Here is an 18219-nt window from a genome sequence, read left to right as displayed (position 1 = left end):
GTGCAGCGTATCGAGGGGGGCAAGATTAAGGAAATACGCAATAACAATCCAGCTCATAGGTGTTCTCTATGCGTGCAATCAAGCTAATCGACACCTTTGTAACCCTGGATGTCGCCTACCTGCCCGCGCTTTCACATCAGGTGCAAAGCCGGTAAGGTCGGCGCGTTCGCCATTTTACTCGGAGTACCCCATGCCCGCCCCTGCCCTTTCCGGCCCGCAATACCTGCGTGAAGGCCTCAAACTGGTATTGAGCCCCGGCCTGCGCCTGTTTGTGCTGTTGCCGTTGGCGATCAACCTGGTGCTGTTCGTCGGGTTGATCTATTTCGCCGGCCATCAGTTCAGCCTGTGGGTCGACAGCTTGATGCCGACGCTGCCCCACTGGCTAGGCTTTTTGAATTACCTGTTGTGGCCGCTGTTTGTCGTGCTGGTGGTGCTGATGGTGTTTTTCACCTTCACCATGCTCGCCAATATTATCGCCGCGCCGTTCAACGGGTTTCTCGCCGAGAAGGTCGAGGTCGTGGTACGTGGCACCGACGACTTCCCGCCGTTCAGTTGGGGTGAGCTGGCTGCCATGGTCCCGCGCACCCTGGCGCGGGAGATGCGCAAGCTGGGTTACTTCCTGCCACGTGCCATCGGCCTGTTCATCCTGTCGTTCATCCCGGTGGTCAACCTGATCGCGGCGCCGTTGTGGCTGCTATTTGGCGTGTGGATGATGGCGATCCAGTACATCGACTACCCGGCCGACAACCACAAGCTGGGCTGGAACGAAATGCTCGCGTGGCTGCGCCAGAAACGCTGGCAGAGCATGAGTTTTGGCGGCATTGTCTACCTGGTATTGCTGGTGCCAGTGGTCAACCTGTTGATGATGCCAGCGGCGGTGGCCGGGGCGACGTTGTTCTGGGTGCGGGAGCAAGGCGCCGAGGCGATGGCGCAGCCGGCGGTGGCCAAGTCATAAATCCATCATCGCACTGACACAATGGCGACATGGCCCACGCCGACACTGTGGGTCATGACGACAGCCTCGCTTCACATCACCCTCATTACCGAAACCTTCCCGCCGGAAATCAACGGGGTGGCCAATACCCTTGGCCGCCTGTGTGAGGGGTTGCGTTCACGCGGCCATCAGGTCGAGCTGGTACGCCCACGCCAGAGTGCCGACCAAAACCGCTCCAGCGACGATGAACTGCTGCTGTGCCGCGGCTGGCCACTGCCGGGCTATCCAGGCTTGCAATGGGGCCAATCGTCAATGCGCAAGTTGCTGCGCCGCTGGACGCGCCAACGCCCGGATGTGCTGTATATCGCCACGGAAGGGCCGCTGGGGCTCTCGGCGCTGCGCGCTGCGCGGCGCCTGGGGATCGGCGTAGTCAGCGGCTTTCATACCAACTTTCAGCAGTATTCGAACCAGTATGGCTTGAGCCTGTTGAGCCGCGTGGTCACCCATTACCTGCGCTGGTTTCATAACCGCTCGAGCCTGACCCTGGTACCGAGCGCCAGTCAGCGCCTGGAGCTGGAGCGCCGGCATTTTGAGCGTCTGGATATGTTATCCCGGGGTGTCGACAGCCAATTGTTCCACCCGGCCAAACGCGGTAACGCCATGCGTGAAAAGTGGGGGTTGGAGAACCACGATATTGCCGTGCTGCATGTGGGACGCCTGGCCCAAGAGAAGAACCTGAGGCTGCTCAAGCGCTGCTTTGATGCCTTGCAGGCTGCCTATCCAATGCGGCGGATGAAGCTGATTGTGGTCGGTGATGGCCCCCAGCGCTCGTCGCTGGAACACGATTTGCCCGATGCAGTGTTCTGCGGAACGCAGCGCGGCGAAGAGCTGGCAAGGCATTACGCCTCAGGGGATTTGTTCCTGTTCCCCAGCCTGACCGAAACCTTCGGCAATGTGGTGCTCGAAGCGATGGCGTCTGGCCTGGGCGTGGTGGCTTACGACCAGGCCGCCGCGAGCCAGCATTTGCGCCATGGCTATAGCGGCGCACTGGCGATGCCTGGGGATGAAGAAGCATTTTGCGACGCGGCCATCTGGCTGCTGGAGGAGCGCGAAACGTTGCGCAGAGTGCGCTTGAATGCCCGACAACATGCCAGCCGTCAGGGCTGGCCGGCGATTGTCGAGCAGTTCGAGCGCCAGTTGCGCGGGGTATGCGAGGACGGCCAACCGGTGCCCGCCCTCTTACCGCTCACACCAGAGTCATCAACGCCTCACGACTGAAGGGCAAGATGTCACTCTCGCGCCCTTCGCGCACCTTCACCGCCCAATCCGGGTCCACCAGCAAGGCACGGCCCACTGCCACGAGGTCGAACTCATCGTTGTTCAGGCGCTCCAGCAGTTTCTCCAGGCTGGCAGGCTGGGCAACTTTGTCGGTGTTGACCATGAACTGCAGGAACTCGCCATCCAGGCCCACGCTGCCTACCGTGATGGTTGGCTTACCGGTGAGCTGACGCGTCCAACCGGCCAGGTTAAGGTCGGAGCCTTCAAATTCCGGCTCCCAGAAACGACGGGTGGAGCAGTGGAAAATATCCACGCCAGCGTCAGACAGTGGCTTGAGAAACTCACCCAACGCCTCAGGGGTTTGCACCAGGCGCGCGGTGTAGTCCTGCTGCTTCCACTGGGAGAAACGCAAGATGATCGGAAAGTCCGGGCCGACAGCGGCGCGGGTGGCCTGGATCAGCTCAATGGCGAAGCGCGAACGGTTGGCCAGGCTGCCACCGTATTCGTCGGTGCGCTGGTTGCTGCCTTCCCAGAAGAACTGGTCCACGAGGTAGCCGTGGGCACCGTGGATTTCCACGCCGTCCATGCCGATGGCCTGGGCATCCTTGGCGGCCTGGGCGAAGGCGTTGATCACGTCCTTGATGTCCTGTTTGGTCATGCCGTGCACAACGACATTGCCGTCCTTGAGCTTTTCCATCGGGCCATAAGCCGGCACGCTGGCGTCAGGTTCGGTGCCGATACGGCGCACACTGCCCACATGCCACAGCTGCGGGACAATCTTGCCGCCTTCGGCGTGGACTGCATCGACCACTTTCTTCCAGCCAGCCAAGGCGGCTTCACCGTAGAAATGCGGCACGTTGGGGTAGCCGTTGGAGGCAGGGTGCCCGACCACGGTGCCTTCAGTGATGATCAAACCCACACCGGCAGCGGCACGGCGGCGGTAGTACTCAATGACTTTGGAATTGGGCACGCCGCCTGGGGAGAACGAGCGAGTCATGGGCGCCATGACCACGCGGGTCGACAGCTGCAATGCACCGAGCTGGAAGGGTTTGAACAAGGCTTGGACGGGCATGGAACGCTCCACGGGAGAGTGAATTTATGATGCAGATAATATGGAGAGCTTGCAGCGCTGAGTAGCACTATTGATCTAAATGATTAAGGGGTAAAAGCGGGACGCGGAGCGCCCAGGGTGGCATTCCCACGCAGAGCGTGGGAACGATCAACGCAGAGCGTAGGAACGATAGGCCTTCACTGACGTCAGCTCAGGGCTTTTTCGATGGCCTGGATGATGGAGGGGTCTTCCGGAGGCGTACGCGGCGAAAAACGCGCAAGTACCCGGCCATCCTTACCCAACAGGAATTTCTCGAAGTTCCAGGTGATATCGCCGGGGAATTCAGCGCCCTCGCCCGCCAGCAAACGGTACAACTGGTGCCGATCAGGCCCATTGACCTCGATCTTGCTGCCCAGTGGAAAGGTCACGCCGTAGTTCAGGCTGCAGAACTGCTGAATCTGCTCCTCGGTGCCCGGCTCCTGGCCTGCAAACTGGTTGCATGGCAAGCCGAGCACTGTGAACCCTTGGTCCTTGTACTGCTGATAGAGGTTTTCCAACGCCGCGTATTGCGGGGTCAAACCACATTTGGACGCCACATTCACCACCAGCACAACTTGGCCCTTGAAAGGCGCCAGCGGTAGCGCTTGTCCGTCCAGAGCTTTGAGTTTCAGATCGTGGAAAGCACTCATGACGAACTCCAGATATCCCATGTTCTTTGCATTGCAGCCCTTCGGAGCTTACAACCGGCAAAGCTGCAATCATAGACGCCGGTGACAAAACTCGCCTGCAGGTTACTGAGCGGTCGGCCAGGGCAGAATCGGAATTGCCGTCACCGCATTCTGCGGGCTGCCTTCGATCAAACGGTCGCTATAGACCAGATACACCAGGGTGTTGCGCTTCTTGTCGAGGAAACGCACCACCTGCATGGTCTTGAACACCAGCGAGGTGCGCTCCTTGAACACTTCGTCGCCGTCCTTGAGCTCACCCTTGAAGTGGATGGGGCCCACCTGGCGGCAAGCGATCGAGGCTTCGGCACGGTCTTCAGCCAGGCCCAGGCCGCCCTTTACCCCGCCGGTCTTGGCACGCGACAAGTAGCAGGTCACGCCATCGACCTTGGGGTCGTCAAACGCCTCAACCACAATCCGGTCGTTGGGGCCGACGAACTTGAACACCGTCGACACCTGGCCGACTTCTTCGGCCGAAGCCAGCAGCGGCATGGCCAACAGCAGGCCGAGCAATCCCTTCATCACGCGCATCGTGTATTTCCTATGGTTAAACCAGGATCAGGTTGTCGCGGTGAACCAGTTCCGGTTCCGCCATATAACCCAAGAGTCCGACAATGGCGTCGGAAGATTGTCCAATAATCTTCTGTGCTTCCAGGGCGCTGTAATTGGCCAGGCCGCGCGCAATCTCACGACCGTCTGGCGCAACGCACACCACCATCTCGCCACGGCGGAAGCTGCCCTGCACCAACTTCACACCCACCGGCAGCAAGCTCTTGTTGCCTTGGGACAAGGCCGATACGGCCCCCGCGTCCAGCACCAGCGTGCCACGGGTTTGCAGATGACCGGCCAGCCATTGCTTGCGCGCCGCCAGCATGCCGCGCTCCGGCGACAACAGCGTGCCAATGCGCTCACCCGCCTTGAGGCGATCAAGCACGCGCTCCAGGCGCCCGCCGACGATGATGGTGTGGGCCCCCGAACGCGCCGCCAGGCGCGCGGCGCGCAGCTTGGTCTGCATGCCACCGCGGCCCAGGGCACCGCCGACACTGCCGGCGACCGCATCCAGCGCCGGGTCGTCGGCGCGGGCTTCATAGATAAGCTGGGCATCGGGGTTGTTGCGCGGGTCGGCGTCGAACATGCCATCGCGGTCGGTGAGGATCACCAACAGGTCAGCCTCTACCAGGTTGGCCACCAGGGCGGCCAGGGTGTCGTTGTCACCGAAGCGGATTTCGTCGGTGACCACAGTATCGTTCTCGTTGATGACCGGGATGACCTTGAGCTCCACCAGCGCGCGCAAGGTGCTGCGGGCGTTGAGGTAGCGCTTGCGGTCGGACAGGTCGTCGTGGGTCAGCAACACCTGCGCCGTGTGGCGGCCGTGCTCGGCAAAGCTGGACTCCCAGGCTTGCACCAGGCCCATCTGGCCGATGGCGGCAGCGGCTTGCAGTTCGTGCATCGCGCTGGGTCGCGCGGTCCAGCCGAGGCGGCTCATCCCGGCGGCAACCGCTCCGGACGACACCAGCACCAACTCAACGCCTGCTTCATGCAAGGCCACCATCTGCTCGACCCAGACGCTCATGGCTGCGCGATCCAGACCTTTGCCATCCGCCGTCAACAGCGCACTGCCGATTTTCACGACCCAGCGCTGCGCACCTGTCACTTTGCTCCGCATCATCTTCAACCTTAGAGTGGGGGCCGCGCGACCCAGCGCTGCCCATAACGTTATACCCGGATACCAAAACGCCGCTCCAGGGAGCGGCGTTCAAGTTTATCGCAACGGATCAGTCACGCACGTAAATGATTTCCGGACCGTCTTCATCATCCACGTCTTCTTCGTCCCAATCATCGTCGCCGATGTCGTGGACCGACTTCACGCCGCTGCGACGCAGGGCACGCTGGTCGTCCAGGGCCTGCAACTGGGCACGGGCCTCGTCTTCGATCTGCTGGTCGAGTTCGGCGAGTTCGGCCTTGTACACCGGGTCGGCCGCCAGGCGGTCGGCACGGTCTTCCAGGTAACGCATGATGTCGCGGGTCAGGCGCTCGGTGCCTTCTTTGGCGATGGCCGAGATGACGTAGACCGGACCTTCCCACTCCAGGCGATCAACGATCTCCTTGACGCGCTCTTCGTGCTCTTCTTCAAGTATCTGGTCGCACTTGTTCAGTACCAACCAGCGATCGCGCTCGGCCAGGGCCGGGCTGAACTTGGTCAGTTCGCTGACGATGACTTCGGCAGCATCGGCGGCACTGGTGTCATCCAGCGGCGCCATGTCGACGAGGTGCAGCAGCAAACGGGTGCGGGACAAGTGCTTGAGGAAGCGGATGCCCAGGCCAGCACCGTCGGAAGCGCCTTCGATCAAGCCGGGAATGTCGGCAACCACGAAGCTCTTCCAGCGGTCGACGCTGACCACACCCAGGTTTGGCACCAGGGTGGTGAACGGGTAGTCGGCGACTTTCGGCTTGGCAGCCGACACCGAGCGAATGAAGGTACTTTTACCCGCGTTCGGCAGGCCCAGCAGGCCCACGTCCGCCAGTACTTTCATTTCCAGCTTCAGGTCGCGCTGCTCGCCCGGCTTGCCCGGCGTGGTCTGGCGCGGTGCACGGTTGGTACTGGACTTGAATCGGGTGTTACCCAGACCATGCCAACCGCCCTGCACAACCATCAGCTTCTGGCCGGCCTTGGTCAGGTCGCCAATCACTTCCTGGGTCGCAGAGTCGATGATCGTGGTACCGACCGGTACGCGCAGTACCAGGTCTTCACCTTTTTTGCCGGTGCAGTCGGTGCTGCCGCCGTTGGAGCCACGCTCGGCATCGAAGTGCCGGGTGTAACGGTAGTCGACCAGGGTGTTGAGGTTTTCGTCGGCCATCATGTAGATGGAACCGCCGTCACCGCCGTCACCGCCGTTTGGACCACCGTTTTCGATGAATTTTTCGCGACGGAAACTCATGCAACCGTTACCGCCGTCGCCTGCTTTTACTCGGATGGAAACTTCATCAACGAACTTCATAACAAAACGCCTCTCGCCGCATGGACGAGCTTAAGAAACCAAGACATAAGACTCTTGCAAAAATGAGCGCAGCGACCTCAATCAGCGACCGCAAACCTGCGCCTGAGCTCATCACAAACAGCTTTGCAAGAGACTCACTCCACAAACGAAAAAGCCCCGTCGCAAGACAGGGCTTTTCCAGCGATCTCGCAATTAAGCTGCGACAACGCTCACGTAACGGCGGTTGAACGCGCCCTTTACTTCGAACTTGATCACGCCTTCGATTTTAGCGAAGAGGGTGTGATCTTTACCCATGCCAACACCGTAACCGGCGTGGAATTGGGTGCCGCGCTGACGCACGATGATGTTGCCCGGAATGATTTTCTGGCCGCCATACATCTTCACGCCAAGGCGTTTGGCTTCTGAGTCGCGACCGTTACGGGTACTACCACCAGCTTTTTTGTGTGCCATGAGTCAATTCTCCTAGTGAGGAATTAGGCTGAAATTAAGCCTGAATACCGGTGATTTTGATCTCGGTGTACCACTGGCGGTGGCCCATACGCTTCATGTGGTGCTTACGACGACGGAACTTGATGATGCGGACTTTATCGTGACGACCTTGGGAGATCACTTCAGCCACAACGGTAGCGCCAGCAACAACTGGAGCGCCGATGTTCACGTCATCGCCATTGGCGACCAACAGAACGCGATCAAAAGTAACGGATTCGCCAGTAGCGACTTCCAGTTTCTCGATCTTCAGGTATTCACCTGGGGCGACTTTGTATTGCTTGCCACCAGTAACAATTACTGCGTACGACATGGTATTTCTCCGATAATCCTGCTCACCCAGCGCTTTATAAGAAGAGGTATTGGCTGGCATGGCTGCATGGGATGGACGTCCCGAATGCAATTGCGTAAGGCAGGTGCTGCCCAGGAAGTTCAGGGTGCGCGATTGTACGCAAGCTATGGGAGGCTTGCAAGGGGCCGTCTATCGCGCCTTGACACCCGGGGGTCAGGGTCCTAGCATGCCGCGCAACCCTTCTGGAGCGACTGTCGCTGATGCAACCCCAAGCTTTCTACCGCGCGGTCGCGGACGATTTTAGCGCCGTCGACGGCATCATCAAGCAGCAGCTGACGTCTAAAGTGCCGCTGGTCTCCAAAATTGGCGACTACATTACGTCGGCGGGCGGCAAACGCCTGCGTCCTTTATTAGTGTTGCTGTGCGGCAAGGCCCTGGGCCGTCAAGGCGATGACCTGCGCCTACTGGCCGCCACGATCGAATTCCTGCACACCGCCACCCTGCTGCATGACGACGTGGTCGACATGTCCGGCATGCGCCGTGGTCGCGAGACCGCAAACGCGATGTGGGGCAATGCGCCCAGCGTGTTGGTGGGCGACTTCCTGTATTCGCGCTCGTTCGAAATGATGGTGGAGCTGGGCTCGATGCCCGTGATGAAGATTCTTTCACAGGCCACACGCATCATCGCCGAAGGCGAAGTGTTGCAGCTATCCAAAGTCCGCGACGCCAGCACCACTGAAGAAACCTATATGGAAGTGATTCGCGGCAAAACCGCGATGCTCTTCGAAGCCTCTACCCACAGTGCAGCCGCGCTGTGTGGCGCCACCGCCGAACAGGCTGAGGCCCTGCGCACGTTCGGTGATCACCTGGGCGTGGCGTTCCAACTGGTGGATGACCTGCTCGACTACAAAGGCGACGCTGAAACCCTGGGCAAGAACGTCGGTGACGACCTGGCCGAGGGCAAGCCGACCTTGCCGCTGATCTACACCATGCGCGAAGGCACGCCGGAACAGGCTGCCCTGGTGCGCAAGGCGATCCAGAAAGGCGGGATCGAAGACCTGGAAGCCATCCGTGCCGCCGTAGAAGCCTCCGGTTCCCTGGAGTACACCGCGCAACTGGCGCGTGACTACGTGGCGCGGGCGATCACATGCCTGGAAGCGCTGCCGGCCAGTGAATACCGGGATGCCCTGGTTGAGCTGAGTGAGTTTGCGGTCGCCCGTACTCACTGATTCCGCGCTGTTTAATGTGGGAGCTGGCTTGCCTGCGATGACGGGAGTGAATTCACTGCCGCTATCGCAGGCAAGCCAGCTCCCACATTAGGACGAGTCCAACCCCACCCGCGTTTAAAACCCTATATAATGTGCGACTTTTAGCCATCCCTGACTTTCTAGGAGCTTTAGTGAGCACGTTGCCACCCTGCCCAAAATGCAATTCCGAATACACCTACGAAGACGGCGCCCAACTGGTCTGCCCGGAATGCGCCCATGAGTGGTCCGCCAACGGCGAGGCCGAAGTGGTCGGCGATGAGACCGTGAAGAAAGACTCTGTGGGCAACGTCCTGCAGGATGGCGACACCATCACCGTGATCAAGGACCTCAAGGTCAAGGGCACTTCCCTGGTGGTCAAGGTGGGCACCAAGGTCAAGAACATCCGCCTGTGCGACGGCGACCACGATATCGACTGCAAGATCGACGGGATCGGCCCGATGAAACTCAAGTCCGAGTTCGTGCGCAAAGTCTGAACCTGCTGCATTCCATCCCGCGCCCGCCGCGGGATGGCGTTTCGCCCTCTGCGTTGATCGAACGCAATACCCACACAGAAAAACCCAGAAATTGCCAATAGACGCTTGCTATTCTACGAATAAGAATTATTCTCATTGAAACCCATCAAGGAGAACGACCATGACTTATTTGATAGATGCCTGGCTGGATCGCCCCCACCCTTACCTGAGAATCCTGCATCGGGAAACCGGTGAAGTCTGTGCGGTGCTTGAGGAAGAAGCGCTGAACGAGCTGCAGGACCAGGGCGATCTGGACGTGAACGGCCTGAGTTCCAGTGAGCCTGGGGTGCTGAAGGAAGTGGTGAGGAATCTGTTTCTGTTCTGCTATGCACGAGCGTTGCGCCCGGCGACCGACTTGAATGGCAAGTTCCATCCATGAAGAAACTGGCAAATACCTGTTGGGGCGAACGCGTTCGTCCCAACAGGTAACCAGCAGGCCTTACAGAACGTCGAGCAGCTCGACGTCGAATACCAGAACGCTGTGCGGCGGGATGCTGCCAACGCCTTGAGCGCCGTAAGCCAGTTCGCTCGGCACGTACAGGCGCCATTTGCTGCCGGCATTCATCAGTTGCAGGGCTTCGGTCCAGCCGGCGATCACGCCACCCACCGGGAATTCTGCAGGCTGGCCGCGCTCGTAGGAGCTGTCGAACACAGTGCCGTCGATCAGGGTGCCGTGGTAGTGAGTACGCACTTGGTCTTCACGGGTCGGCTTGGCGCCGGTACCGGCCGTCAGCACTTCAAATTGCAGGCCGGAAGCCAGGGTGGTGATGCCATCACGCTTGGCGTTTTCCGCCAGGAAAGCCAGGCCAGCGCCCGCTGCAGCTTCAGCCTTGGCAGCGGCTTCGGCTTGCATGATTTCGCGGATCACCTTGAAGCTGGCCGCCATTTGCTCTTGGTCAACACGGCTTGGCGAGCCTGCGAATGCGTCGGTCAGGCCGGCCAGGATCGCGTCCAGGCTGACGCCCGGTGGCGGGTTGTCGCGCAGCTGGTCGCCCAACTGACGGCCGATACCGTAGCTGACGCGGGTTTCGTCGGTGGACAGATTAACTTCGGACATGAAGAGGCTCCGCTGTAGGACGCCACGGTTTCCCGCGCCGCCCAGAACTAAAAGGGCCCGCAGACTAGCACACATGAGCGGGCCGTGATCAGCCCCACCCCGGCATCGCCGTTGCGCGCCGGCGACCCTTCGTCGACGAACAATAAAAGTATTTCAGAATCATCCTTTCCCGCCGATACAGCCCTACACATCTTGGCTGGCTCAAACAAAAACACACCGTCCAGCAGACAGACATCACTCTTCAAGGAGCTTTCGATGAACAGCTGGTTCGGTAACATCAGCGTCAATCTCAAACTCGGCCTGGGCTTCGGCCTGGTGCTGGTCCTCACCTCGATCCTGGCACTCACTGGCTGGACCAGCCTGGGAGGCTTGATCGACCGTAGCAATTGGATGAGCGACATCACCCAGCTCAATGCCTCGCTGACCAAACTGCGTATCGTGCGCTTGCAATACATGCTGGCCAATGGCGACGAAGCTGTGGCGCAGAACGTGCAGACCAGCCTCGATGCCTTCGCCGCCCAGCAACAGAAGCTGCTCGACAGCTTCAAGAGCCCGGAAAACCTCAAGCTGCTCAATGAGCAGAAAGCCGTCATTACCGCTTACCGCCAGTCCCTGAACAAAATGCGCGAGGCCTACCGCAATGGCAACGCTGCGCGCGATGTCATGGGCGCCAAGGCCGACATTGCCAACGCGCAAATCAATGCGCTGGAAACCAGTGTGCAGCAGTCATCCGACAGCCCGGAACGCTTCACGCAGTTCCTGGCCGTGACCCAGGCCAAGAACGAATTCATGCAGGCTCGCTACGAAGTGCGCGGCTATACCAATAGCCCCAACGCAGAAACCGAAGCCCGCGCTGCTACACAGCTGGAAAAAGCTGTCACTGGTTTGAAAGGCCTCAGCGTTGCCTTCGGTACTGGCCAGCAAAGCGCATTGTCCGCACTGGAAACCGCGCTAGGCGCCTATCGCAGCGCCGTGCAGAGCTACAAGGCGGCCAATGCCAATATCGTCACCGCCCGTGCCGAAATGACCACCCAGGGCGCCGACATCGTGACAATCAGCGACAAGCTGTACGACATCCAACTGGAACGTCGCGACGCCGAAAGCACCCAGGCCCGCAGCCTGCAACTGATCAGCACCTTGCTGGCCCTGTTGGTCGGCGTGATTGCCGCGTGGGTAATCACCCGCCAGATCACCCGCCCGATCCAGGACACCCTGGCCGTGGTGGAGCGCATCGCTTCGGGCGACTTGAGCCACAATATCCAGGTGACCCGTCGCGACGAACTGGGCGTGTTGCAGCAAGGCATCCAGCGCATGGGCACCACCCTGCGCGAGCTGATCAGCGGCATTCGCGACGGCGTCACTCAGATCGCCAGCGCCGCCGAAGAATTGTCAGCGGTGACCGAGCAGACCAGCGCCGGCGTGAACAGCCAGAAGATCGAGACCGATCAGGTCGCCACCGCCATGCATGAAATGACCGCCACTGTGCAGGAAGTTGCGCGCAATGCCGAACAGGCTTCCCAAGCCGCTTCCGACGCTGACGGCCAGGCCCGCGAAGGCGATAAAGTGGTGGCTGAAGCCATCGCCCAGATCGAACGCCTGGCGGCCGAAGTGGCGCGCTCCACCGACGCCATGACGCACCTGCAACAAGAGAGCAACAAGATCGGCAGCGTGATGGACGTGATCAAGGCCGTGGCCGAACAGACCAACCTGCTGGCACTTAACGCCGCCATTGAAGCTGCGCGTGCCGGGGAAGCCGGCCGTGGGTTTGCCGTGGTCGCCGACGAAGTGCGTGGCCTGGCGCAGCGTACACAGAAGTCCACCGAAGAAATCGAAGACCTTGTAGCCGGTTTGCAGAACGGTACCCAACAAGTGGCCAACGTGATGAACAACAGCCGCAGTCTCACCGACAGCAGTGTCGAGCTGACGCGCAAGGCGGGTGTGTCCCTGGAAAGCATCACCCGCACGGTGTCCAATATCCAGTCGATGAACCAGCAAATTGCCGCGGCCGCCGAACAACAGAGCGCCGTGGCGGAAGAGATCAGCCGCAGTATCGTGAACGTGCGTGACGTGTCTGAGCAGACCGCTACGGCCAGTGATGAGACAGCCAAATCGAGTGTTGAACTGGCGCGCCTGGGTAGCCAGTTGCAGCAGATGGTCAGTCATTTCCGGGTGTAGCACCACAACCATGGTGACGAGGGAGTAAGCTCCCTCGTCACAAGGGCCCTACCTGCGAACAGCCCAATGGGAGAATCAGCCCTCGCTCTCCTCAACAAACACCAACCGATTCCCAAACGGGTCTCTGATGCTCATCTCCCGCGTCTCCCACGGCGTGTCTTCAACCCCAGGCTTGGCATACCGGTATTCCTTGCCCAGCAATTGCTGCTGATACGCATCGACCCCTTGGGCCTGGACCCGCACAGCCGCCCCTGGCGAAGCATCGCCATGATGCTCGGACAAGTGCAGCACACACTCCCCCAGCGACACTTGCACGTACAACGGAAAATTCGCCTCGAAGCGATGCTGCCAATCGACCTTGAACCCCAGGAAATCGACGTAGAACTCCAACGCCTTGGCCTCGTCGAAAATCCGCAGGATGGGGGTGACTTTTCCTAAGTGCATATAACTCTCCAAGTTCCGGTCGCTCGTTGCTGGCGAGCGACCACCCTAGCTCAGCAAGCGCTCAAAGTGAACACGCTCAATGGTTGTGAATTTCCCTGATCCTTGCGCTCGACAGTTGATCATTGTCCACATGCACTTCATCGAACTCATAGGAGCTTTCTGCAAACTCATTCAAGTGGCCCGACTTGCGCATCCGCTCGATGGTGCCGGGCGCCACACACTGGCGAGCCTCGACGAACTGCGGGTTTACCTCGATATTTTCGTTGAAAGAGACGACGGGAACACCGCGACTGTCGATTTCGTAAAGGTGGTACTTGCCGCCGAGTGCAGTATCACCAAAATGTATCGCCGCCGCCTTTGAGCGAGACGCCATCACGACATTGCCGTCCATCATTTTTTCAGCCCCGGAAAAGAAGTTTGAGTCCCGGAAACCATAATTTGCCGGATCACCGCGACGCTCTACGCGATCCGCCTTTTCGACGCGGTACAACTTGGGTATATCGGTACGTTCAATCATGCCTCGACTGTTGAAATACCCACCATCAGGCACCTGGACGCCGGCCTTGAACGGATTGACCTTGAGCACGTTGCTATCGTCGTACGGCTCGTAATCCCCGGAGGACGTGGCATCGGAAACCACCGAAGACGGCGACTCCTCATTCTCCGACAGTTCGTTTTCCGAGTCCTCGAGTTTGGGCTTCTTCGCCGTAGACGGGCCCTCCTCGACGATCTCATACCGGGGCTGCACTGAGGGACGCTTGGCCCCCCCTTGCAGGTAAATCTCCATGGATGGGTCCCACGCAGGATTCAACCCGTTTGCTGGTTTTTCGGGTAGCCGCGCAGGTTCCGTCGGACTCATCAGCACACCGATCTGCCCGTTCACGCGGCGATAGTTGAAAAACGGTTTTTGCGCCGTCGTCGGTTGAGCGCCGGACTCGACAGCGGGGTCGGCCGTGGAAGGGCCGGCCTTGCCGAGGGCGTGAAAAAAAGCCATCGTCGCGACGTCCATCACCGCCGAATGCAGCCCATTCTTGCGCTCGGCCTGAGTGTCACCCTCCACGGCCTGGTCGATTTCCATTCCTACCTGTGCCGTATAAGAGACGGCGCCAAGCGCCAGACCAATAGGCCCGAGCAAGGCCATGGGGATGGAGAATATTGCGTTGCCGGCTTGCAACAGAGCCAGTGCGTCGTCCTTGCGCACTTCGCCGTTGGATTTCATTTCGGTATCCGCATCATTGTCGATGCGTTGGCGTGTCTGGCTGGCCATGAAGGAAAACACGTCCCCGCCGATTGGATAATTCAAAGTATCGATAACACTGTCATTCGCTGCCTGGGTGCCTGCACCCAGCTTGGCCAGGGTGACGTCCACGCCGTTGGCACTCAGGGCGCCAAACACGCCCTGCTGACGATCACGCAGCGAGAAATGTTCCTCCAGCACCTTGGCTTTGGCGGGGTCCTTGCTTTGTTCGAGCACCCACTGGTCCACGGCGGCTCGGTCCTTGAAAGTCTGGATCGCGGGTTTTGCGCCGGGGACATAGAGGGTTTCGGTACCACTCTTGGAGATGAAGCGCAGGATGTCATTGGACTTATAACCATTGATGTCGAAGCAAAACACCCTGGTGTCCGGACCCGGCGTCGTCTGCGCCTGTAACTGGGCCTTGGACATCGGCCCCTCGAGCGGTACACCTGACGCCGCCGCTTTCATTACCTCGGCATAAGCCTGCGGGCTCAGGCCCTGGCTGGAGTCTTGTTGGTTGAGGGCGCGCGCGGCACGGGCCTCCATCACAAACTGTTGCTTGGCCAGCATCCGCCACTCGTCGCCGTGCTGCATCCAAAAATTGTCCAGCCTGGTCATCACCTTTTTCTGCAGGTCCCCCTCACGCACCAGGTTCAGCAGCTCGCTGGGCTTCATGCGCAGTTGGTTGCCGGCGTCGTAGGTGCCTTTTCCCGGCCCATCCAGGTACAGGCCATAGGCGGCGTCCAGATCACGCCAGGTCTCCACGGCGTTGGGCACATCATCGTGAATTTTCGAGTAGAGGTAGCCCGGTCCCGTCCGGTCGAAAATGAACTTGCCCAGCCGGCTGAAAAAATCCGGCACACTTTCGCTGTCCAGCAACGAAAACGGGCTGGTATTCGAAGACACGAAATGCGCCAGCGCCTGAGCCTTGCCGGCCGTGCCGTAGCGTTCCGCCGAGAAAAAATCACTGGCCACGGCATCGGTCAACGTCATGGACGACTCGGGAACTCCGCGATGTTCCCACCCGGTCACGGCGCTGCCAGTGTGGGTACTGTTGGCAGGCGAAAACTGATGCAGGTATACCTTGTCGGGGTCGATCCATTGATTGGTCAGGTTCCAGACTTTTTCCTGGATCCAGCCTTTGATCGTGTCACGCGGAAAAGGGAACGCCGACATCGCATCGACGCCCCCATTCACCGCTGCGTCAGGCGGCGTGACGGTAGATGAAATGACGGCGTTGCCGGGCTGGTTAGCGAGTTGGCTGGGGCTTACAGACTGAGTGTTCATACAGGCTCTCCGTAATAAGACCTGCACATGCTAGAGAGCCGTCCTTTGCAATCAATTAGCTTTTTGTAAGCGCTGATTGGCCATATTCAGACACGCTATCGGGCCGAGCACTGTCAGATCGCATCCCGCGCACCAAGCTGAAAACCTCGGCGCAAATCACCGCTGCGCGCCAGAAAACGACCCGCACGCCGTGTGTTCGCCTGCCCTTCGCTGTAGCTCAAGACGCCGTTTACCCATACTCGCTCAATCCCTTCGGCCGCACGCTGAGGCGTCTTGAAATCCGCCATGTCACGCACCCGCGCAGGGTCGAAGAGCACCAGGTCAGCCCAGTGCCCCTCGCGAATTTCTCCTCTTTGGGCCAAGCCGAAACGCGCCGCCGACAGCCCGGTCATTTTGTGTATCGCCGTGTACAACGGGAACAATCCGACATCCCGGCTGAAATGCCCTAGCACCCGTGGGAAAGCGCCCCACAAGCGCGGATGAGGAAACGGATCTTCAGGCAACCCATCCGACCCCACCATCGACAATGGGTGCGCAAGAATGCGCCGCACATCCGCCTCATCCATGCCGTAATACACCGCCCCCGCAGGTTGCAAACGGCGGGCGGCATCCATCAGCGAAACGCCCCACTGGGCGGCAATCTCCTGCAAATCACACCCGCCCATTTCCGGGTGCGGTGTGGACCAAGTGATGGTGATGCGAAACGCGTCAGTCACCTGCTTGAGGTCCAGGGTCGAGGAGCTGGCGGCATAGGGGTAGCAATCACAACCCACCGGATGATCTTTTGCCGCTGCTTCCAGGGCCGCCAACAGCTGCGGGCTGCGCCCCCAGTTACCGGCTCCGGCGCATTTAAGGTGGGAAATGATCACCGGCACCCTGGCATGTCGACCGATCAGAAACGCCTCATCCATTGCTTCCAGCACTGGCTCGAACTCACTGCGCAAATGCGTGGTGTACACCGCGCCGTAGGCCGTCAGTTCCTCAACGAGTTGCAGCACTTCATCGGTCTCGGCGTTGAAGGCGCTGGCGTAGGCCAGGCCTGTGGATAACCCCAAGGCACCGGCCTCCAGGCTCTCTTGCAACTGCACGCGCATGGCCGCGATTTCATACGGTGTGGCGGTGCGATGCAGGTCGTCCATATGGTTGCTGCGCAGCGCCGTGTGACCGATCAATGCCGCGACGTTCACTGCCGGATGGGCGCCCTGCACCGCGTTGCGATAATCGCTGAACCGCGGATAACAGAACTGCTCACGGTTGCCCAATAAGTTCATCGGGTCCGGCGGGTCGCTGCGCAAACTGACCGGCGAAGCGCTGATGCCACAGTTGCCGACAATCACCGTGGTCACGCCCTGGCTGAGCTTGGGCAGCATCTGCGGCTGGCGAATCACTACCGTGTCGTCGTGGGTGTGCACGTCGATAAAACCCGGTGCCAATACCCGGCCATGGCCGTCGATGATCTGCTCGGCCTGGGCTGTGGACAAGTCGCCAATCGTACGGATGCGCCCTGCCTGCACGCCCACATCGGCGACATACCCTGGGGTGTTACTGCCATCGATGATCAGCGCCTGGCGAATCAGCGTGTCGTACTTCATATCAATCTCCAAGCGGCAGGCTACCAGGGCCGCCGCGGTAATCGTCCAGAGCCAGTTTGATCCGGCGCAGGCGTTCCTGGTTGTCGTCCGGCAGGGCCAGCGCCAACTCGGTGGCGAGCAGGTCGATAGCCAGCAGCATGCCGTAGCGGGCCGCAGTGGGCTTGTAGATAAAACTGGTTTCCGCCGATTGCAGCGGCAGCACGACATCCGCCAACTGCGCCAGCGGCGAATCGGCAAGGGTTATGGCAATGATCCGCGCGTCGTAGTTGCGCGCCAGCGTCACCACCTCCAGTAACTCGGGGGTCAGGCCCGTGAGTGAGCAGGCGATCACGGCATGTTCGGGCCCAAGGGTCGCCGCCGTGACACGCATCATCACAGGGTCGTGGCTGGCGGCAATCGGATAGCCCAGACGCACCAGGCGCACCTGCAATTCATCGCTGCACAGGCTCGACGGCCCGCCCATGCCGAACGCATGGATCATCCGCGCCTTGCCCAACAGCTTGACCGCATCGCCAAAGCTGCGCTGGTTGAAGCCCGACAGGTGTTGACGCAACGTCGCCTCGATATCCCCCAGAATCTGCCGATGAAACGCTGACTGTTCTGGCTTGCCCGCCGGGTCCAGGAAGCGGCTACCCACGCCGCTGGCCTGGGCCAATTGCAGGCGCAAATCGCGCAAGTCACGGCAGCCCACGCTGCGGGCGAAGCGTGACAAGGTGGCGGTACTCACCTCAGCCCGTTGCGACAGTTCCTCCAGGCTGGCGGAGGCGGCAAAGCCCACATCCTCAAGCATCAACTGGGCGATGCGCCCTTCGCCGGCGCTGAAAGAGGCTTGGCGGGCGCGGATCTGATAGAGGATGTCCATGGGGGCTCCGGGTTACAGGC

Annotated in this window: 18 protein-coding genes and 1 pseudogene; 7 read left to right on the top strand and 12 right to left on the bottom strand. The window is 60.2% G+C overall.

Going from position 1 to position 18219, the window contains the following annotated elements:
• Positions 1–190: 190 nt before the first annotated feature.
• Together cysZ and JJD66_RS05060 are read left to right on the top strand one after the other, a co-directional pair.
• On the top strand, positions 191–955 hold the full coding sequence (cysZ, locus tag JJD66_RS05065) for a sulfate transporter CysZ (protein ID WP_054896976.1): 765 nt from the start codon (positions 191–193) through the stop codon (positions 953–955).
• Positions 956–1009: 54 nt separating this feature from the next.
• Positions 1010–2212 (top strand): glycosyltransferase family 4 protein, encoded by a 1203-nt coding sequence (locus JJD66_RS05060; RefSeq protein WP_200647694.1) that lies wholly within the window; start codon positions 1010–1012, stop codon positions 2210–2212.
• Here JJD66_RS05060 and JJD66_RS05055 read toward each other — a convergent pair.
• From JJD66_RS05055 to rplU, 7 genes are all read right to left on the bottom strand, one after another.
• Entirely contained in the window at positions 2181–3284 is a 1104-nt protein-coding gene (locus JJD66_RS05055; RefSeq protein WP_200647693.1) for an NADH:flavin oxidoreductase, read from the bottom strand. The genes JJD66_RS05060 and JJD66_RS05055 overlap by 32 nt on opposite strands.
• Before the next feature lie 185 nt (positions 3285–3469).
• A complete protein-coding gene (locus JJD66_RS05050; protein ID WP_054896977.1) occupies positions 3470–3952 on the bottom strand; it encodes a glutathione peroxidase in 483 nt (160 codons plus the stop codon).
• 102 nt (positions 3953–4054) lie between these two features.
• Positions 4055–4519: a CreA family protein gene (locus JJD66_RS05045; RefSeq protein ID WP_003194082.1), complete on the bottom strand. Its 465-nt coding sequence runs from the start codon at positions 4517–4519 to the stop codon at positions 4055–4057.
• A 16-nt stretch (positions 4520–4535) separates the two neighbouring features.
• The gene (gene proB / locus JJD66_RS05040) at positions 4536–5654 is read right to left on the bottom strand and encodes a glutamate 5-kinase (RefSeq protein ID WP_019817476.1); all 1119 of its coding nucleotides are present in this window, start codon (positions 5652–5654) and stop codon (positions 4536–4538) included.
• Between the two features lie 109 nt (positions 5655–5763).
• Entirely contained in the window at positions 5764–6987 is a 1224-nt protein-coding gene (gene cgtA, locus JJD66_RS05035) for an Obg family GTPase CgtA (RefSeq protein WP_003194084.1), read from the bottom strand.
• Positions 6988–7179: 192 nt separating this feature from the next.
• Positions 7180–7437, bottom strand: a complete 258-nt coding sequence (gene rpmA, locus JJD66_RS05030) for a 50S ribosomal protein L27 (RefSeq protein ID WP_003176049.1) — start codon at positions 7435–7437, stop codon at positions 7180–7182.
• 34 nt (positions 7438–7471) lie between these two features.
• The gene (rplU, locus tag JJD66_RS05025) at positions 7472–7786 is read right to left on the bottom strand and encodes a 50S ribosomal protein L21 (RefSeq protein ID WP_007950961.1); all 315 of its coding nucleotides are present in this window, start codon (positions 7784–7786) and stop codon (positions 7472–7474) included.
• A 239-nt stretch (positions 7787–8025) separates the two neighbouring features.
• Between rplU and JJD66_RS05020 the strand changes: the two genes are divergently transcribed.
• The 3 genes from JJD66_RS05020 to JJD66_RS05010 all read left to right on the top strand — a co-directional run bounded on the left by JJD66_RS05020 (position 8026) and on the right by JJD66_RS05010 (position 9924).
• Entirely contained in the window at positions 8026–8994 is a 969-nt protein-coding gene (locus JJD66_RS05020) for a polyprenyl synthetase family protein (RefSeq protein WP_003194086.1), read from the top strand.
• A gap of 170 nt (positions 8995–9164) precedes the next feature.
• On the top strand, positions 9165–9506 hold the full coding sequence (locus JJD66_RS05015; RefSeq protein WP_034128750.1) for a zinc ribbon domain-containing protein YjdM: 342 nt from the start codon (positions 9165–9167) through the stop codon (positions 9504–9506).
• 160 nt (positions 9507–9666) lie between these two features.
• Entirely contained in the window at positions 9667–9924 is a 258-nt protein-coding gene (locus tag JJD66_RS05010; protein WP_005791321.1) for a PA4570 family protein, read from the top strand.
• Positions 9925–9984: 60 nt separating this feature from the next.
• Here JJD66_RS05010 and JJD66_RS05005 read toward each other — a convergent pair whose 3' ends face one another.
• Positions 9985–10602 carry an FKBP-type peptidyl-prolyl cis-trans isomerase gene (locus tag JJD66_RS05005; RefSeq protein WP_034128752.1) on the bottom strand — a complete coding sequence of 206 codons (618 nt, stop codon included), beginning with the start codon at positions 10600–10602 and terminating at the stop codon, positions 9985–9987.
• Positions 10603–10857: 255 nt separating this feature from the next.
• Between JJD66_RS05005 and JJD66_RS28395 the strand changes: the two are divergent.
• Together JJD66_RS28395 and JJD66_RS28390 are read left to right on the top strand one after the other, a co-directional pair.
• A pseudogene (locus tag JJD66_RS28395) lies at positions 10858–11874 on the top strand (methyl-accepting chemotaxis protein); the annotation flags it as partial.
• A gap of 39 nt (positions 11875–11913) precedes the next feature.
• Positions 11914–12777, top strand: a complete 864-nt coding sequence (locus JJD66_RS28390) for a methyl-accepting chemotaxis protein (RefSeq protein ID WP_419789560.1) — start codon at positions 11914–11916, stop codon at positions 12775–12777.
• 75 nt (positions 12778–12852) lie between these two features.
• Here JJD66_RS28390 and JJD66_RS04995 read toward each other — a convergent pair whose 3' ends face one another.
• The 4 genes from JJD66_RS04995 to JJD66_RS04980 all read right to left on the bottom strand — a co-directional run bounded on the left by JJD66_RS04995 (position 12853) and on the right by JJD66_RS04980 (position 18199).
• Positions 12853–13221 carry a glyoxalase superfamily protein gene (locus tag JJD66_RS04995; RefSeq protein ID WP_200647692.1) on the bottom strand — a complete coding sequence of 123 codons (369 nt, stop codon included), beginning with the start codon at positions 13219–13221 and terminating at the stop codon, positions 12853–12855.
• Positions 13222–13297: 76 nt separating this feature from the next.
• A complete protein-coding gene (locus tag JJD66_RS04990; RefSeq protein ID WP_200647691.1) occupies positions 13298–15745 on the bottom strand; it encodes a dermonecrotic toxin domain-containing protein in 2448 nt (815 codons plus the stop codon).
• A gap of 113 nt (positions 15746–15858) precedes the next feature.
• Complete coding sequence (locus JJD66_RS04985; protein WP_200647690.1) at positions 15859–17337, bottom strand: N-acyl-D-amino-acid deacylase family protein; 1479 nt, start codon at positions 17335–17337, stop codon at positions 15859–15861.
• 1 nt (position 17338) lies between these two features.
• Entirely contained in the window at positions 17339–18199 is an 861-nt protein-coding gene (locus tag JJD66_RS04980; RefSeq protein WP_200647689.1) for a MurR/RpiR family transcriptional regulator, read from the bottom strand.
• Between the last annotated feature and the right edge of the window lie 20 nt (positions 18200–18219).

Origin of the sequence: Pseudomonas sp. MF6751 (genome assembly GCF_016613265.1) — a bacterium.
In the GTDB taxonomy this organism is placed as follows: domain Bacteria; phylum Pseudomonadota; class Gammaproteobacteria; order Pseudomonadales; family Pseudomonadaceae; genus Aquipseudomonas; species Aquipseudomonas fluorescens_BV.
Note: the sequence above shows the minus strand (reverse complement) of the source record. Positions and strands in the feature narration are given on the sequence as shown.

Coding starts and splice junctions, on each gene's coding strand:
- JJD66_RS05050 (WP_054896977.1), bottom strand. CDS start 3,952: ATGAGTGCTTTCCACGATCTGAAACTCAAAGCTCTGGACGGACAAGCG.
- JJD66_RS04985 (WP_200647690.1), bottom strand. CDS start 17,337: ATGAAGTACGACACGCTGATTCGCCAGGCGCTGATCATCGATGGCAGT.
- proB (WP_019817476.1), bottom strand. CDS start 5,654: ATGCGGAGCAAAGTGACAGGTGCGCAGCGCTGGGTCGTGAAAATCGGC.
- JJD66_RS05055 (WP_200647693.1), bottom strand. CDS start 3,284: ATGCCCGTCCAAGCCTTGTTCAAACCCTTCCAGCTCGGTGCATTGCAG.
- rplU (WP_007950961.1), bottom strand. CDS start 7,786: ATGTCGTACGCAGTAATTGTTACTGGTGGCAAGCAATACAAAGTCGCC.
- JJD66_RS28390 (WP_419789560.1), top strand. CDS start 11,914: ATGGGCACCACCCTGCGCGAGCTGATCAGCGGCATTCGCGACGGCGTC.
- JJD66_RS05005 (WP_034128752.1), bottom strand. CDS start 10,602: ATGTCCGAAGTTAATCTGTCCACCGACGAAACCCGCGTCAGCTACGGT.
- JJD66_RS04995 (WP_200647692.1), bottom strand. CDS start 13,221: ATGCACTTAGGAAAAGTCACCCCCATCCTGCGGATTTTCGACGAGGCC.
- JJD66_RS05045 (WP_003194082.1), bottom strand. CDS start 4,519: ATGCGCGTGATGAAGGGATTGCTCGGCCTGCTGTTGGCCATGCCGCTG.
- JJD66_RS04990 (WP_200647691.1), bottom strand. CDS start 15,745: ATGAACACTCAGTCTGTAAGCCCCAGCCAACTCGCTAACCAGCCCGGC.
- JJD66_RS05060 (WP_200647694.1), top strand. CDS start 1,010: ATGACGACAGCCTCGCTTCACATCACCCTCATTACCGAAACCTTCCCG.
- JJD66_RS05020 (WP_003194086.1), top strand. CDS start 8,026: ATGCAACCCCAAGCTTTCTACCGCGCGGTCGCGGACGATTTTAGCGCC.
- rpmA (WP_003176049.1), bottom strand. CDS start 7,437: ATGGCACACAAAAAAGCTGGTGGTAGTACCCGTAACGGTCGCGACTCA.
- JJD66_RS04980 (WP_200647689.1), bottom strand. CDS start 18,199: ATGGACATCCTCTATCAGATCCGCGCCCGCCAAGCCTCTTTCAGCGCC.
- cysZ (WP_054896976.1), top strand. CDS start 191: ATGCCCGCCCCTGCCCTTTCCGGCCCGCAATACCTGCGTGAAGGCCTC.
- cgtA (WP_003194084.1), bottom strand. CDS start 6,987: ATGAAGTTCGTTGATGAAGTTTCCATCCGAGTAAAAGCAGGCGACGGC.
- JJD66_RS05010 (WP_005791321.1), top strand. CDS start 9,667: ATGACTTATTTGATAGATGCCTGGCTGGATCGCCCCCACCCTTACCTG.